The sequence below is a fragment of the Acinetobacter sp. NIPH 542 genome (assembly GCF_000369825.1).
Classification (GTDB): Bacteria; Pseudomonadota; Gammaproteobacteria; order Pseudomonadales; family Moraxellaceae; genus Acinetobacter; species Acinetobacter oleivorans.
Map to the genome: position 1 here is coordinate 451,963 of NZ_KB850205.1, position 14,641 is coordinate 466,603.

Sequence of the window (14,641 nt, forward strand, 5' to 3'; positions counted from 1 at the left end):
TGTTCTATTTTTAATTCATTCTTTGAAAATATGACTTAATACTCATCAAAGCATCTATGCTTTAGTCTTAAAGGGAAATACCCTCCAGTCAGAAAATGAGCAGAAATGCTATTTTCTTCATCTTAAACCACTTGTGTTGAACATGTTTAAAAATCATCTCAATATGTTTTTAAGTCATTTATTGCTGTTTACCTGATAAGCAAAATGTATTTATGATTTTATGGGCTCAAAGGTTTTCACTTTGCTTGAACAAGTGTAAAATCTTTCAGGTTTTTTAATTTTGATTTACACCGTTTTTATATTTTGAGGTTCGCCTCGATCATAATCTCGCGGTGAAATGCTCCTTCGTATAGGGCATCACTCCTTAAGGATTTTTTTATGCCAATTATCACATTGCCAAATGGCGATCAAAAGAGTTTTGATCACGCTGTATCTGTTATGGAAGTTGCCCAAAGTATCGGGCCTGGTCTAGCAAAAAATACTGTTGCTGGACGTGTGAATGATCGCTTAGTTGATGCATGTGACTTAATTACCGAAGATTCGACCTTACAAATTATCACTCCAAAAGATGAAGAAGGTCTTGAAATTATTCGCCACTCTTGTGCACACCTTGTCGGACATGCTGTTAAACAGCTTTTCCCTGAAGCCAAGATGGTGATTGGTCCAGTCATTGAAGAAGGTTTTTACTACGACATCTGGATGCCACGTCCTTTTACATTAGACGATATGGCAGCTGTCGAAGAGCGCATGAAAAAGCTCATTGATCAAGATTATGATGTCGTTAAAAAAATGACACCGCGTGATGAAGTCATTGCTGAATTTACTGCACGTGGCGAAGAATACAAATTACGCTTGATTGCAGACATGCCTGAAGAAACACAAATGGGCTTGTACTACCATCAAGATTATTTAGATATGTGTCGTGGTCCACACGTACCGAACACTAAATTTTTAAAATCGTTTAAGCTGACAAAAATCTCTGGCGCTTACTGGCGTGGTGATGCGAAGAACGAACAGCTTCAACGTATTTATGGTACTGCATGGGCTGATAAGAAACAGCTTGCTGCATACATCAAACGTATTGAAGAAGCTGAAAAGCGCGACCACCGTAAAATTGGTAAAGCTCTAGACTTGTTCCATATGCAAGAAGAAGCACCAGGTATGGTGTTCTGGCATCCAAACGGTTGGACGATTTACCAAGTTCTTGAACAATACATGCGTAAAGTTCAGCAAGACAATGGTTACCTTGAGATTAAAACACCACAAATCGTAGACTTTACGCTTTGGGAAAAATCAGGCCATGCAGCGAACTATGCAGACAACATGTTTACGACTCATTCTGAAAGTCGTAATTATGCGGTTAAACCAATGAACTGCCCATGTCACGTACAAGTTTTCAACCAAGGTTTGAAGTCTTACCGTGATTTGCCAATTCGTTTAGCAGAGTTCGGTTCTTGTCATCGTAATGAACCATCTGGTTCTTTACACGGCATTATGCGTGTACGTGGATTTACACAAGATGATGCACATATCTTCTGTACTAAAGAACAAATCGGTCAAGAAGTTGCAGATTTTATTAAACTGACGCTTGATGTTTATAAAGATTTTGGCTTTGAAGAAGTGCAAATGAAACTTTCTACACGTCCAGAAAAACGTGTGGGTGATGATGCACTTTGGGATATGGCTGAGAAATCTTTAGCAGACGCTTTAGATGCCGCAGGGTTGGAATGGGAATTACAACCTGGTGAAGGTGCGTTCTACGGTCCAAAAATTGAATTCTCATTGAAAGACTGTCTCGGACGTGTATGGCAATGTGGTACTATTCAGTGTGACTTCAACTTACCAGAGCGTTTAGATGCGTCTTATGTGACTGAAGACAATGATCGTGATCAGCCTGTTATGTTGCATCGTGCAATTCTTGGCAGTTTTGAGCGTTTTATTGGTATACTAATTGAACACTACGCTGGTTTCATGCCACCTTGGTTGTCACCGTTACAAGCATGTGTCATGAATATCACGGATTCTCAAGCTGAAGCTTGTGAGAAAGTCGTAGCAAAACTCAAAGAAAATGGTCTTCGTGCCATTTCTGACTTGAGAAATGAAAAAATCGGATTTAAGATTCGTGAGCGTACTCTAGAGCGTATTCCTTACTTGTTAGTTCTTGGTGATCGAGAAGTTGAAGAAGGTACAGTGAATGTACGTACCCGCTCAGGAAAAAATTTAGGTACTATGTCAGTAGATGCATTCATTGACTTAGTGAAGTCTGCCGTCGCCGAACGTGGCCGGTATATTGTGGAGTAAGAAAGATTAAACAGCCTGACCGTAACCAACAACAAGGTGCAAAAAGCAACCGTCCAGCAATTAATGACGAGATCCGTGCAAAAGAAGTACGCCTCGTCGGTGCTGAAGGTGAGCAAAAAGGAATTGTTTCATTAAGTGAAGCACTGCGTGCTGCTGAAGAGGTTGAACTTGATCTTGTTGAGATCGTTGCAAACGCCGAGCCGCCTGTTTGTAAAATTATGGATTACAACAAGCACTTGTTTGACCTGAAGCAGAAGCAAAAAGATGCGAAGAAAAAACAGCATCAAGTGCAAGTGAAGGAAATCAAACTGCGCCCTGCAACTGATGTTGGTGATTATCAAGTTAAGCTTCGTGCTATTTTGAAATTCCTTGAAGAAGGAAACAAAGTGAAGATTACTTTACGTTTCCGTGGTCGTGAAATGGCTCATCAACAGCTTGGCTTAGCTCAATTACAAAAAATTGAAGCGGATGTAGCTGAGTTTGGGGTTGTGGAACAAGCACCAAAAATGGAAGGCCGTCAAATGGGTATGTTACTTGGACCGAAAAAGAAAAAGTAATACTCAAAAAAAGCACTGCAAAAGCAGTGCTTTTTTTACCCACATATCAATAAAAAAAGATCATTTAAATTTTCTTTATTCAGTTTTATTTAAGACAATTGGTATATTTTTTTAAGAAATTCAATTCACGAATTTTATGTATTTTTTAGTGTTGCAAATCTAATCGTCTCTCTTAAAACATGATATAAACCAAGACGCAGTCATGATAACGATGAGTAGGAAAATAGAATGATTGATCTATATTATTGGGGCACTCCCAATGGACATAAAATCACAATTGCCTTAGAAGAAATGGGATTGGATTACACCCTTTACCCAATTAATATTTTAGAAAATGATCAATTTCAACCAGATTTCCTGAGAATTTCTCCAAATAACAAAATTCCTGCGATTGTTGATCAAAATGGACCTCGTGGTGAGCCGATATCTATATTTGAATCGGGTGCTATCTTGCAATATCTAGGTCGAAAAACTGGATTATTTTATCCAGATGATGAACAAGAGCGAGTTGAGGTTGAGCAGTGGCTCATGTGGCAAATGGGCGGGTTAGGGCCTATGCTTGGGCAAAATCATCATTTTAATCGTTTCGCCCCAGAAAAAATTCCCTATGCCATAGATCGCTATGTAAATGAAACTAAACGTTTATATGGTGTACTTAATAAACAATTAATTGGTCAGAAGTTTGTTGCTGGTGAGTACTCGATTGCTGACATGGCAATTTTACCTTGGATCTTGCGTTATGAATGGCAAGGTATTCAACTTGAAGACTATCCATATGTACAAGAATATATTGTGCGTTTAACAGCACGCCCAGCAGTTCAGAAAGCACTATCAATTAAAGTGGCTTAATTTCTTGCCTAGATTTAATAAATGCTTAAAGCAAAAAGTCATTTGGTATAATTGCTTATGCTGAGTTACTTTTTGCTTTTTATCAGTGCTTTTGGTGCTGCCACATTATTACCTCTACAGTCTGAAGCGGTGTTGGTAACTTTATTATTAAAGGGACAATATTCAGCTTTGCTTTTAATCGGTACTGCTACTTTGGGTAATGTCTTAGGTTCTTGTGTTAATTGGTGGTTAGGCCTAAAGATAGAGCAATTTAAACATCGAAAGTGGTTTCCAGTTTCTGAAAAGCGTTTAGAACAAGCCCAACGCTTTTATCATAAGTATGGCTTTTACTCTTTACTTTTAAGTTGGGCGCCTATCATTGGTGATCCAATTACTTTGGTTGCTGGACTCTTCAAAGAAAATTTTTGGCGCTTCCTTGGTATTGTTGTTATTGCCAAAGCAGGGCGCTATTTGTTTATTTACTGGGTAGTGATGGGTTTTATTTAAAATAAAAAAGCATCCGAAGATGCTTTGATTTATAACTATTTAAATTAATCTTCTGAGCTTCTGATGATATCAACTTTAAATAGATCGTTCGTTTTGATCCAACAGAAAGTCACAACAACCAGAGTCATGCAGCCTCCAAAAATTGTAGCGGTAATCGTGCCTAAATATTTAGCTGCTAAACCTGATTCAAAGGCTCCTAATTCATTACTTGAAGATACAAACATACCGTTTACGGCAGCAACGCGGCCTCGCATATTTTCTGGTGGGAAAATTTGCAAAATGGTTTGTCTAACCACAACTGAAATACTGTCACAAGCGCCTGTCATAGCAAGAGCAAAAAGTGATAACCACATATTTTTTGAGAAGGCGAATAGAATAGTAAATATTCCAAAACCTGCTACAGCAAGTAACATGTTACGCCATGCGTGCTGAGTTGGCGGAAAGCGGGTCAAAGCAATCATTGTGATAAGTGCGCCAATAGATGGAGCAGCTCGTAAATATCCAAGTCCTTCCGGACCGACTTTTAATATATCTTCTGCGAAAATTGGTAATAACGCGATAACGCCACCAAATAAAACAGAAGCTAAATCAAGAGAAATCGCCCAAAGAACAATTTTGGTTTTCCAGATAAAACGGAAACCTTCTCCTAAGCTTTCTAGAATATTGTCAGTTTCAATTTTAGGGAAATTACGTTTATGCAATAAATTAATTAAAATAAAGCAAATACCAAGTAAAACAGCAACGCTAAATAGACTGGTTTCTCTGCCTAAATAAGCAAGCATAAAACCACCCAGCATAGGTCCAATAATTACACCACTTTGCCAGCCGATGGTTGTCCATGTCGCACCATTTGCATAAAGTTCGCGTGGAATTAAAAATGGTTTTAAAGATGTTGCAGAAGGATTGTAGAAACCGCGGATTGTTCCTAAGCCAAAAATAACAGCATAAATGCCCCAAGAAAGGAAGCTAACACTGATATGTCCTAAACCATGTAAGTGGAAAAGTAACCATAAAACCAGGGGAAGGGGAACCGAAAAAAATAAACAGATTTTCATAATAATCTGTTTATTAAACCTATCTGCAAAATAGCCTCCCCAAAGAGAAAGGGCAATAAAAGGAATGGCTTCTGCAAGTCCGATTAAACCTAAAGTCAGTGGGTCTTTGGTGATTTGGTATAATGAATAGGCAACAATAATTTCTTGAATCAAAATTGCGAGCGTTAAGCAAAACTGATTGATCGTAACGATAGAGAAGTCTCGATACCGTAATGCAGCGAAAGCATCATTTTGTATATTCATATTCTTTTGAATTTAGGGGATTGCACTTATTATAGGCGATGATTTTATGGATTTTCTCGTAATTTGATAATTGATTATAGAAAATATCGTTTATATAAAATAGACAATTTACTATCAAAAAATGAGCATTTTACTTTTGTTTTAGGTTGGGATGCTTTAGAATATCGGCTCCCTTACCTGCAGGTCGTTTTTGCAATGGTGCAAACGTTCCGAACAGGTGTTCAAAAGAGGTTGTTATGCCTAAGATGAAAACTCGCCGCGGTGCTGCTAAACGCTTCAAGGCGACTGCACACGGTTTTAAGCGCAAACAAGCATTTAAGCGCCACATTTTGACCAAAAAATCTGCTAAACGTATCCGTCAATTACGCGGCTGTGTAATGGTTCATGTTTCTGACGTGAACTCAGTTCGTCGTATGTGCCCATACATCTAAGGAGATTATAAATGGCTCGTGTAAAACGTGGTGTAGTGGCTCATCGTCGTCACAAAAAAATTCTTGCTCGCGCTAAAGGTTACTATGGTGCTCGTTCACGCGTTTACCGCGTAGCGTTCCAAGCGGTAATCAAAGCTGGTCAATACGCTTATCGTGACCGCCGTCAAAAGAAACGTCAATTCCGTGCTCTATGGATTGCGCGTATCAATGCTGGTGCTCGTCAAAACGGTTTGTCTTACAGCCGTATGATCGATGGCTTGAAAAAAGCTCAAGTGATCATCGACCGTCGCGTATTAGCTGACATCGCTATGCATGATGCAGTAGCATTTGCTGCTTTAGCTGAAAAAGCTAAAGGCGCATTAGCTGCATAAGCTTAGAGATTCAAAAAGAGGCCGCTTTTTAGCGGTCTTTTTTATTTTGAGTGGTTCTATTTTAAAAAAGAAAATAATCAGAGATAAATGATGAAAGACGAAAAATTTCTAAAGGACTTAATTCAAAAAGTACAGCAAGGCCATCAGTCTAAATACTTATATTTCTGGGGGCATACTCCTAAACAAGCTGATCTTGTTGATAAAAGCTGTTTTAGCCAGTGGTTTCCTGCGCAATTTAAAGTGGAAGGTCATGAATACTTTACTGCTGAGCACTATATGATGGCGCAAAAAGCAAAATTATTTAATGATGAAGAAATTTTTGCACAGATTTTGCAGGTTAAACATCCGAATGAGGCGAAACAGCTAGGTCGTAAAGTGCGTAATTATGATGAACAGTTATGGCAAGAAAAACGGTTTGATATTGTCGTACAGGCGAACTTTGCTAAATTCTCTCAGCATCATAAATTGAAAGAATTCTTATTAGCCACAAAAGATCGTATTTTAGTTGAAGCATCTCCAGTCGATAAAATTTGGGGAATTGGTATGGCACAAGACCATCCACATATTCAAGATCCATCTCAATGGCAAGGCTTAAATTTGTTGGGTTTTGCTCTAATGCATGTTCGAGAGCGGCTTTTAGTTGAATAAGTTTGTATGAAACAAATTGGTGCTTCACTTTAAAAGTAGTGACGTGAGGGAAACGAATTGCAATTACTAAATGAAAGAGAAATTTGTATAGCTACTTTTAAGGATGCATTATCTATTGCAGAAGTACATGTGCAGTGTTGGAAAGAAACCTATACAGGTATGCTTAAGCAGGAAATATTGGATGAGCTTAAAGTACTAGATAAAGAACAGTTATGGAAAGAAATCACCAAAAACTCTGATCATAAGTTACTTATCTATACTGAAAATGGAATAGTGAAAGGCTTTCTCGATGGTTATTTAAATCCAGAAAATAATATTGCTGAAATTCTTGCTTTTTATCTTTTAAGAGAAGTTCAAAAACAAGGTATAGGCCGTGAGTTATTCCAAAAGTTTCATCAGTGTGCTTTAAATAATGGATACAGTTTTATTCGTTTAGAAGTTTTTAATAAAAATCCAAGCCGTTTTTTCTATGAAAAAATGGGAGCCAGAATAATTGGCGAAACCGAACTACCGGAGTTCGGCTTCGAAATAACAGAGTTACTTTATCAATGGAAACTCTAATCTAAGTTAAAGCCCAAAATAATAAGCCAGAGCACAAATAATAATCGTTAGAATAATCAGCTTAATAACGCCTGAACCAGTGCCTTTATGGTGGTGAGATTTCAAATGTTGTGGATTTTCATTTGATTGCTCGAACGGAGAGGCTTTAACTACAGGTACAATCTGAGCTGTTTGGTAGTGATTTGCAGCCTTAACAATAAGTTTGGCAAACAAATCATCAGTTTTTTGCGTAAAATTTCTTAAATTAATGATTTGTTCTTGGTCTAGCTCTTCTCCTAATGGATCATTTGCAAGGCGTTTCTTTTGTTCTAAATAATTAGCCAATGCTTGAGTGCGAGATAAAAGCTGATGAGCATAATCTGCAGGATAATTCTCTGGAATTAAAGCAAGTCTTGGTTCTTGGCTTGTAATGCTTGTACCATCAAAATGAGTTTTTTGAAATTCTGGTTCCTCAAACCCTGCTGCATATTTACTACGAAATAATTCACTCTCCATAAAGTCAGCTATTTCTTGCCATGGCGGATTTTTTAAATCAGCTTCAATTTTTTTTGATAATTTTTCATTGAGTTCAAAACGCCAGAAAGTTTCTAAACGAAGCTCACAGGTTTGTGAAGCAGGAGCTTCAAACTCATTATCATTGTTATACCATTCAGCAAGTTCATGGCCGAAAATCCATGCAAATTTCTTATCATTTTGATGGCTAACGATAAAATGAGTATAAGGCAAAAGCTCAACGTTGCTGTTTGGATTTTGCTCTTCATTGAGAAGGCTTGATAAGTGTAAACTGAGCTGAGTGGTGCCTTGTTTTTTTAGCGCTTCTAGCCAAACTTGAAAGTGTTGAGCGAGTAAATGCTGAGAAGCTAAGTCACGAAACTGAAAACTATGGTGGTCAAAAATATGATGTTGTCGCCATTGGGTAAAGCTTAAATTCTGACGGAGGTATTCATTACCATACGTCACAAGCGTAAGTTGTTGTTTCCAAATTTGATTGAGCGCCATAATAGTTGATCTCATTGACGATGCTATTATCTTATACGTTTTATCTTTTTGTTGCCTAATACATTTTTCATGATGGATAAACTTCATCAATCTGATGAAAAACTGTTAGAATGCAGTGTTTTATTATATTTTTTAATTTGTTGCTTTGAGAGTTAATATGTCACTGGAAGCCCTGACCACAGAAGCGCTTGCTGCCATTGCAGCAGCTCAAGACCTTGTTGCACTTGATCAGGTGCGTGTGCAATTTACAGGGAAAAAAAGCCAGCTTGCAGAACAATCGAAAGCATTAGGGAAAATGGACCCTGAAGAACGCAAAGTACAAGGTGCTGCGATTCATGCTGTTCGAGAAACAATTAATACTGCTTTAACAGAACGTCAAGCGGCATTACAACAGGCAGCACTTGAGCAAAAACTAGCAAGTGAAACAATTGATATTACTTTGCCAGGCCGCGGTCAACGCGTTGGTACAGTTCACCCTGTTACTCAAGTACAAGAAAGAATTTGTCAGTTCTTCACTAAGGCTGGTTTTACAGTTGCGACTGGTCCAGAAGTTGAAGATGACTATCACAATTTTGAAGCATTAAATATTCCTGGTCACCATCCAGCGCGTGCTATGCACGATACTTTCTATTTTGATGCCACTCATTTACTGCGTACGCACACGTCTGGTGTGCAAATTCGTACCATGGAAACAAGTGAGCCACCAATTCGTATCGTATGTCCAGGCCGTGTTTATCGTTGTGACTCTGATCAGACGCATTCGCCAATGTTCCATCAGATCGAAGGTCTATACGTTGCTGAGAACACCAGCTTTGCTGAATTAAAAGGTTTACTCATTAACCTGCTGAATGAGTTTTTTGAAAAAGATTTAAAGGTACGTTTCCGTCCATCATATTTCCCGTTTACTGAGCCAAGTGCAGAAGTAGATATTATGGATGAACGTGGCCGTTGGTTAGAGGTTTTAGGCTGTGGCATGGTACATCCAAATGTATTAAGTGCTGCGGGTATTGATCCTGATAAATACAAAGGCTTTGCTTTTGGTTTAGGGGTAGAGCGCTTTGCTATGTTGCGTTATGGCATTAATGACTTGCGTATGTTCTATCAAAATGATGTGCGTTTCTTACGCCAATTTGCCTAACAGTTTTTCAGGATTAAAAAAGGTTTATAAAGATGAAGATTAGCGAAAATTGGCTACGTACATGGGTTAATCCGGCAATTGATAGTGATACATTATCTGATCAGTTGACGATGCTTGGTCTTGAAGTTGATGAATTGGCACCTGTTGCTAAACCATTTACCGGCGTTGTAATTGGTGAAGTGCTCACTGTTGAGCAGCACCCTGATGCAGACCGTCTACGTGTTACAACAGTGAATATTGGTTCAGGTGAGCCTTTACAAATTGTATGTGGCGCACCGAACGTTCGTGTTGGAATGAAAGCACCTGTGGCAACCATTGGCGCTGTATTACCTGGCGATTTTAAAATCAAAAAAGGTAAACTTCGTGGAGTTGAGTCACAAGGCATGCTTTGTGGTGCTTCTGAGATTGATCTTGAAGATAAAATCGATGGTTTGCTTGAATTGCCAGCTGATGCTCCAGTAGGAGTAAATATCCGCGAATACCTCAAACTTGATGATAATGTCATTGATATTAGCATTACGCCAAACCGTGGTGACTGTTTTAGTATTCGTGGTATTGCCCGTGAAATTGCAGTTATTAATAAGCTACAAATGAATGAGCCTGTAATTAACTCGGTTGATGCCACTATTGCTGATGAGAAAAAAGTAGTTATCAGTACTGAAGGTGCTCCGCGTTATCTAGGGCGTGTAGTTAAAAATGTTAATGTAAAAGCTGCGACTCCTGAGTGGATGGAACAGGCTTTATCACGTTCAGGTATCCGTACTCATAGTATTTTGGTTGATGTGACCAACTATGTCTTAATGGAATTGGGTCAACCAATGCACGCATTCGATTTGTCTAAAATCGAAGGGACTGTACATGTTCGTCAAGCAACACAACAAGAAAAATTACAACTTCTGAATGATCAAGAAGTTGAGTTGCAAGAAGATATAATGGTGATTGCTGATGACCAAAAAGCTTTGGCAATTGCTGGAATTATGGGTGGTTTATCATCAAGTGTAACTGATGATACGACTGATATTTTCTTAGAAAGTGCTTTCTTCGCGCCACTCGCGATTGCTGGTCGTGCTCGTCGTTTTGGTTTACATACTGACTCTTCGCAGCGTTATGAACGCGGTGTAGATTTCGAATTACCTTTAATTGCAATGAATCGTGCTTCTCAACTTATTCAAGAGTTAGCAGGCGGCGAGTTTGGGCCAATTACTGTAGCTGAAAAAATTGATCTACTTCCTAAGCGTGAAGCAATTGAACTGAAACAAGCTCAGGTAGACCAATTGTTGGGATATCAAGTTGCGGGTAAGTTCATTGCAGATGCTTTAACTCGACTAGGATGTAAGGTAACAGTTAAGACTGAAGGTGAATGGAGTGTAGTGCCACCATCACATCGCTATGATATGGCTATTTATCAAGATTTAATTGAAGAAGTAGCGCGTATTGATGGCTATGACAATATCCAAATTAGCTTACCAAGCATGGATGTTAAATTTGCTAAATATCAAGATCGTTTTGAACTCGCTGAGTTGCGTCAAACGATCGTGACTTTAGGTTACCAAGAAGCAATTAGCTTTAGCTTTGCTGATGCAAAACTTGAAAAGCAATTAAATCCAGAAGTTCAGCCACTCATGCTAGCAAATCCAATTTCAAGTGATTTGGCTGCAATGCGTAGTACTTTACTTTCTAGCTTAATTCCTTGCGTACAATATAATCTCAACCGTCAGCAAAGTCGTGTTCGTTTCTTTGAATTCGGACTGCGTTTTGATTATCAAAATGCTAAGAGCATTGAAGATTTAAAACAGACTCCTACGTTGGCTCTGGTTGCAGTGGGTTCACAAGAACCAGAATCGTGGCATGTTAAGCCTCAACCAATGGATTTCTTTGATTTCAAAGGTGAGATTGAAGAGATATTAGCTGCTGGACGTGTAAGTGTTGAATATGTTCGTTCAGAACGTGCGTGGTTGCATCCAGGGCAATCGGCTGAAATTTTAGTAGAAGGTAAATCAATTGGTTACTTGGGGCGTTTGCATCCATCTCTAGAAAATGAGCTTGATTTAAGCACGACTTGGGTAGCTGAACTTGATCAAACAGCTGTTTTGCAATCTTATGTATCTAATTTTACAGAATTATCACGTTTTCCTTCGGTTAGACGTGATATTGCGCTTTTAATCTCTGATAATATAAATGTTAGAGATATTCAGCAGTTAATCGAACAAACTGGTGGAGAGCTTTTAGACTCTACATGGTTATTCGATGTGTATACGGGGCAGGGTGTCGAAGATGGTAAGCGCTCATTAGCGTTTGCACTTTTGTGGCAACATCCTTCACGTACGCTTGAAGATGCTGAAATTAAATCTGGTATGGACAATATAATCCAAGTGTTAGAAAACACTTATCAAGCGACATTGAGGGCCTCATGACAGCATTAACTAAAGCAGACATGGCTGATCATTTAAGTGAGTTAACCAGCTTAAATCGCCGTGAAGCAAAACAAATGGTCGAGTTGTTCTTCGACGAAATTAGCCAAGCACTTATTGCAGGGGAGCAGGTTAAGCTTTCTGGTTTTGGTAATTTTGAGTTAAGAGATAAACGCGAACGTCCAGGACGTAATCCTAAAACAGGTGAAGAAATTCCAATTTCTGCACGTAGGGTTGTGACCTTCAGAGCAGGTCAAAAGTTTAGACAACGCGTTGGAAATGAGCAGATCGATTGATCTGCTTTTTTTTTTACTTATATTTAGATGGCTTTATTCAACTACGATGTGATATCAATTTATCTAGATAGTTTAAGCGGAATGATTTTTGGAATATAAAATTTAGGCGTAAAAAAAGAGGACAGAATGTCCTCTTTTTATCTAATCTTTATAGATTAGTGTGCAGCAGAAGCAGCAGCAACGTCAGAAGCAGAAGCAGCAACGTCAGAAGCAGCAGCAGCAACGTCAGAAGCAGCAGCATCAACAGCTACAGCAGCTTCAGAAGCAGCAGCAGTAGCTTCAGAAGCAGCAGCTACAGCTTCAGAAGCAGCAGCAGGAGCTTCTTCTTTCTTAGAACAACCAACGAAAGCTAAAGTAGCAGCAACAGCAGCAGCAACAGCAAATTTTTTGAATAACATGGCATCACTCTCACAAAAAAGATTTGAGATTAAAAAAACCTAAGTTGGACTGTTTTGCTTTTATTATTCCTAAAACGTAGCTAGGTAACAACGCATGGAGCAGTCTAACTGGTCTGCCGCTATGCTATCACTGCAAATGCTGAAATACTACTGTCGTCTGTCAAAAAAACGTATGAAAAACAGAAAAACAGTCTGTTTTTTAACAGAAAAAAACAATCAATTGGCTCGAGTGTATTGGAAAAGGTGGAGGTAAGCTACTAAAAAACTTATTTTTTTTAATTCAAAAATAATTATTATCAAAAACTTATAAGTAAATTTACATAAAAAACTGCAAAATGTATTTTTGTGTAAAGCTTGTCAACCAAATAAAAAACCACTCAAAAGAGTGGCTTTTTATTGAAGATTAATCGATTAAGTTGAAGCTTTACGCTTCATCTGATCGAAGAAATCATCATTTGTTTTGGTTTCTTTCATACGATCAAGTAAGAATTCCATTGCCGCCAATTCATCCATAGGATGTAGAAGCTTACGGAGGATCCATACTTTACGTAAGTTATCATCATCCATTAAACGCTCTTCACGACGAGTGCCAGATTTCTTAATATTCATGGCAGGGAAGACGCGTTTTTCAGCAATACGGCGATCAAGTGTAATCTCTTGGTTACCTGTACCTTTGAATTCTTCATAAATTACGTCATCCATTTTACTGCCTGTTTCAATCAAAGCAGTTGAAATGATCGTAAGAGATCCGCCTTCTTCAATATTACGTGCAGCACCGAAGAAACGTTTAGGGCGCTCTAATGCATGAGCATCTACACCACCAGTTAATACTTTACCTGATGACGGGATAACCGTGTTGTAAGCACGAGCAAGACGGGTAATAGAGTCAAGAAGAATCACAACGTCTTTTTTATGTTCAACAAGACGTTTTGCTTTTTCAATTACCATTTCTGCAACTTGTACGTGGCGAGCAGGAGCTTCGTCGAATGTTGAAGCAATGACTTCACCGCGAACAGTACGTTCCATTTCAGTTACTTCTTCTGGACGCTCATCAATTAATAGAACAATCAGGAATACTTCTGGATTGTTTCTAACAATCGATTGAGCAATATTTTGAAGTAACATTGTTTTACCCGCTTTTGGCGGTGCAACAATAATAGAACGTTGTCCTTTACCAATTGGCGCAACTAAGTCAACAACACGAGCAGTTAAATCTTCTGTCGTACCATTACCGAGTTCCATAACCAATTGTTCAGTTGGGAAAAGGGGTGTTAAGTTTTCAAATAAAATTTTATTTCGAGAATTTTCTGGCGTGTCATAGTTAATCTGGTTAACTTTGAGCAACGCAAAATAACGCTCACCTTCTTTTGGAGGGCGAATAGTACCTGTGATGGTATCACCTGTACGCAAGTTAAAGCGTCGGATTTGTGAAGGACTCACATAAATATCATCCGGACCTGCTAAATACGAACCTGCCGCAGAGCGCAAAAAACCAAAACCATCAGAGAGAATTTCAAGAACGCCATCACCAAAAATTTCTTCGCCATTCATTGCATGGCGTTTCAAAATGGCAAAGATAATATCTTGCTTTCGGTTACGAGCCATACCTTCCAGGCCCATAAATTCAGCAATTTTAATTAATTCACCAATTGGTTTTTTCTTGAGTTCAGTTAAATTCATAAGGGTCAGAATTAGGAAAGAGTAGAGTGTGGTTTAAAAAGAAGAAAAATCGCTCGCATACAAAAAAGATTATCGCAATTGTATTTACACAATAACAATTCAGAAGTCTGATTGATTGTTTCGAAGAAAAATGTGAAAAAACAATTTCTGTTGCCGAGTGGCGATCTTTATGTTTGTGTCTTGTAAGAAGCCGGACGAAGATGATTCCCTTCAGTGC

16 protein-coding genes are annotated in these 14,641 nt (G+C 38.5%); 12 read left to right on the forward strand and 4 right to left on the reverse strand.

What is annotated here, in order from left to right:
* Positions 1–378: 378 nt before the first annotated feature.
* From thrS to F886_RS05485, 4 genes are all read left to right on the forward strand, one after another.
* Positions 379–2,301 (forward strand): threonine--tRNA ligase, encoded by a 1,923-nt coding sequence (gene thrS, locus F886_RS05470; RefSeq protein WP_005302419.1) that lies wholly within the window; start codon positions 379–381, stop codon positions 2,299–2,301.
* Positions 2,302–2,306: 5 nt separating this feature from the next.
* A complete protein-coding gene (gene infC, locus F886_RS05475) occupies positions 2,307–2,858 on the forward strand; it encodes a translation initiation factor IF-3 (protein ID WP_080592984.1) in 552 nt (183 codons plus the stop codon).
* A 228-nt stretch (positions 2,859–3,086) separates the two neighbouring features.
* Complete coding sequence (locus F886_RS05480) at positions 3,087–3,707, forward strand: glutathione S-transferase N-terminal domain-containing protein (RefSeq protein ID WP_005302422.1); 621 nt, start codon at positions 3,087–3,089, stop codon at positions 3,705–3,707.
* Positions 3,708–3,764: 57 nt separating this feature from the next.
* A complete protein-coding gene (locus F886_RS05485; protein WP_005302425.1) occupies positions 3,765–4,193 on the forward strand; it encodes a YqaA family protein in 429 nt (142 codons plus the stop codon).
* Positions 4,194–4,237: 44 nt separating this feature from the next.
* Here F886_RS05485 and nreB read toward each other — a convergent pair whose 3' ends face one another.
* On the reverse strand, positions 4,238–5,491 hold the full coding sequence (gene nreB, locus F886_RS05490; protein ID WP_005302428.1) for a nickel resistance MFS transporter NreB: 1,254 nt from the start codon (positions 5,489–5,491) through the stop codon (positions 4,238–4,240).
* Between the two features lie 236 nt (positions 5,492–5,727).
* Here nreB and rpmI point away from each other — a divergent pair, with 236 nt between their 5' ends.
* The 4 genes from rpmI (at position 5,728) to F886_RS05510 (ending at position 7,502) form a co-directional block, all read left to right on the forward strand.
* The gene (gene rpmI, locus F886_RS05495; RefSeq protein WP_003655048.1) at positions 5,728–5,922 is read left to right on the forward strand and encodes a 50S ribosomal protein L35; all 195 of its coding nucleotides are present in this window, start codon (positions 5,728–5,730) and stop codon (positions 5,920–5,922) included.
* A gap of 11 nt (positions 5,923–5,933) precedes the next feature.
* Positions 5,934–6,293 (forward strand): 50S ribosomal protein L20, encoded by a 360-nt coding sequence (rplT, locus tag F886_RS05500; protein ID WP_000124858.1) that lies wholly within the window; start codon positions 5,934–5,936, stop codon positions 6,291–6,293.
* Between the two features lie 90 nt (positions 6,294–6,383).
* Complete coding sequence (locus tag F886_RS05505; protein ID WP_005302432.1) at positions 6,384–6,941, forward strand: NADAR family protein; 558 nt, start codon at positions 6,384–6,386, stop codon at positions 6,939–6,941.
* A 57-nt stretch (positions 6,942–6,998) separates the two neighbouring features.
* Positions 6,999–7,502 (forward strand): GNAT family N-acetyltransferase, encoded by a 504-nt coding sequence (locus F886_RS05510; RefSeq protein ID WP_005302435.1) that lies wholly within the window; start codon positions 6,999–7,001, stop codon positions 7,500–7,502.
* 6 nt (positions 7,503–7,508) lie between these two features.
* On the opposite strand, the gene F886_RS05515 is transcribed toward F886_RS05510, so the two are convergent.
* On the reverse strand, positions 7,509–8,501 hold the full coding sequence (locus F886_RS05515; protein WP_005302438.1) for a hypothetical protein: 993 nt from the start codon (positions 8,499–8,501) through the stop codon (positions 7,509–7,511).
* 157 nt (positions 8,502–8,658) lie between these two features.
* Between F886_RS05515 and pheS the strand changes: the two genes are divergently transcribed.
* Genes pheS through F886_RS05530 form a run of 3 tightly spaced genes read left to right on the forward strand, consistent with a single transcriptional unit; the run spans position 8,659 to position 12,346 of the window.
* On the forward strand, positions 8,659–9,639 hold the full coding sequence (pheS, locus tag F886_RS05520; protein WP_004794529.1) for a phenylalanine--tRNA ligase subunit alpha: 981 nt from the start codon (positions 8,659–8,661) through the stop codon (positions 9,637–9,639).
* Positions 9,640–9,671: 32 nt separating this feature from the next.
* Positions 9,672–12,053, forward strand: coding sequence for a phenylalanine--tRNA ligase subunit beta (gene pheT, locus F886_RS05525; RefSeq protein WP_005302442.1), 2,382 nt, complete (start codon positions 9,672–9,674; stop codon positions 12,051–12,053).
* On the forward strand, positions 12,050–12,346 hold the full coding sequence (locus F886_RS05530) for an integration host factor subunit alpha (RefSeq protein WP_000126166.1): 297 nt from the start codon (positions 12,050–12,052) through the stop codon (positions 12,344–12,346). Before pheT ends, F886_RS05530 begins: the two co-directional genes overlap by 4 nt.
* Before the next feature lie 155 nt (positions 12,347–12,501).
* Here F886_RS05530 and F886_RS05535 read toward each other — a convergent pair whose 3' ends face one another.
* Positions 12,502–12,744 (reverse strand): hypothetical protein, encoded by a 243-nt coding sequence (locus tag F886_RS05535; protein WP_005302445.1) that lies wholly within the window; start codon positions 12,742–12,744, stop codon positions 12,502–12,504.
* 94 nt (positions 12,745–12,838) lie between these two features.
* On the opposite strand from F886_RS05535, the gene F886_RS19645 reads away from it, so the two are divergent.
* Positions 12,839–12,997, forward strand: coding sequence for a hypothetical protein (locus F886_RS19645; RefSeq protein WP_081399202.1), 159 nt, complete (start codon positions 12,839–12,841; stop codon positions 12,995–12,997).
* Positions 12,998–13,155: 158 nt separating this feature from the next.
* Here F886_RS19645 and rho read toward each other — a convergent pair whose 3' ends face one another.
* Positions 13,156–14,424 carry a transcription termination factor Rho gene (gene rho, locus F886_RS05540; RefSeq protein WP_004794523.1) on the reverse strand — a complete coding sequence of 423 codons (1,269 nt, stop codon included), beginning with the start codon at positions 14,422–14,424 and terminating at the stop codon, positions 13,156–13,158.
* Positions 14,425–14,641 lie beyond the last annotated feature (217 nt).

Excerpts from the sequence above, each read along its gene's own strand:
- thrS (WP_005302419.1), top strand. The coding sequence starts at position 379 with ATGCCAATTATCACATTGCCAAATGGCGATCAAAAGAGTTTTGATCAC.
- nreB (WP_005302428.1), bottom strand. The coding sequence starts at position 5,491 with ATGAATATACAAAATGATGCTTTCGCTGCATTACGGTATCGAGACTTC.
- F886_RS05485 (WP_005302425.1), top strand. The coding sequence starts at position 3,765 with ATGCTGAGTTACTTTTTGCTTTTTATCAGTGCTTTTGGTGCTGCCACA.
- F886_RS19645 (WP_081399202.1), top strand. The coding sequence starts at position 12,839 with ATGGAGCAGTCTAACTGGTCTGCCGCTATGCTATCACTGCAAATGCTG.
- F886_RS05480 (WP_005302422.1), top strand. The coding sequence starts at position 3,087 with ATGATTGATCTATATTATTGGGGCACTCCCAATGGACATAAAATCACA.
- F886_RS05505 (WP_005302432.1), top strand. The coding sequence starts at position 6,384 with ATGAAAGACGAAAAATTTCTAAAGGACTTAATTCAAAAAGTACAGCAA.
- rpmI (WP_003655048.1), top strand. The coding sequence starts at position 5,728 with ATGCCTAAGATGAAAACTCGCCGCGGTGCTGCTAAACGCTTCAAGGCG.
- rplT (WP_000124858.1), top strand. The coding sequence starts at position 5,934 with ATGGCTCGTGTAAAACGTGGTGTAGTGGCTCATCGTCGTCACAAAAAA.
- F886_RS05535 (WP_005302445.1), bottom strand. The coding sequence starts at position 12,744 with ATGTTATTCAAAAAATTTGCTGTTGCTGCTGCTGTTGCTGCTACTTTA.
- rho (WP_004794523.1), bottom strand. The coding sequence starts at position 14,424 with ATGAATTTAACTGAACTCAAGAAAAAACCAATTGGTGAATTAATTAAA.
- F886_RS05515 (WP_005302438.1), bottom strand. The coding sequence starts at position 8,501 with ATGGCGCTCAATCAAATTTGGAAACAACAACTTACGCTTGTGACGTAT.
- pheT (WP_005302442.1), top strand. The coding sequence starts at position 9,672 with ATGAAGATTAGCGAAAATTGGCTACGTACATGGGTTAATCCGGCAATT.
- F886_RS05530 (WP_000126166.1), top strand. The coding sequence starts at position 12,050 with ATGACAGCATTAACTAAAGCAGACATGGCTGATCATTTAAGTGAGTTA.
- pheS (WP_004794529.1), top strand. The coding sequence starts at position 8,659 with ATGTCACTGGAAGCCCTGACCACAGAAGCGCTTGCTGCCATTGCAGCA.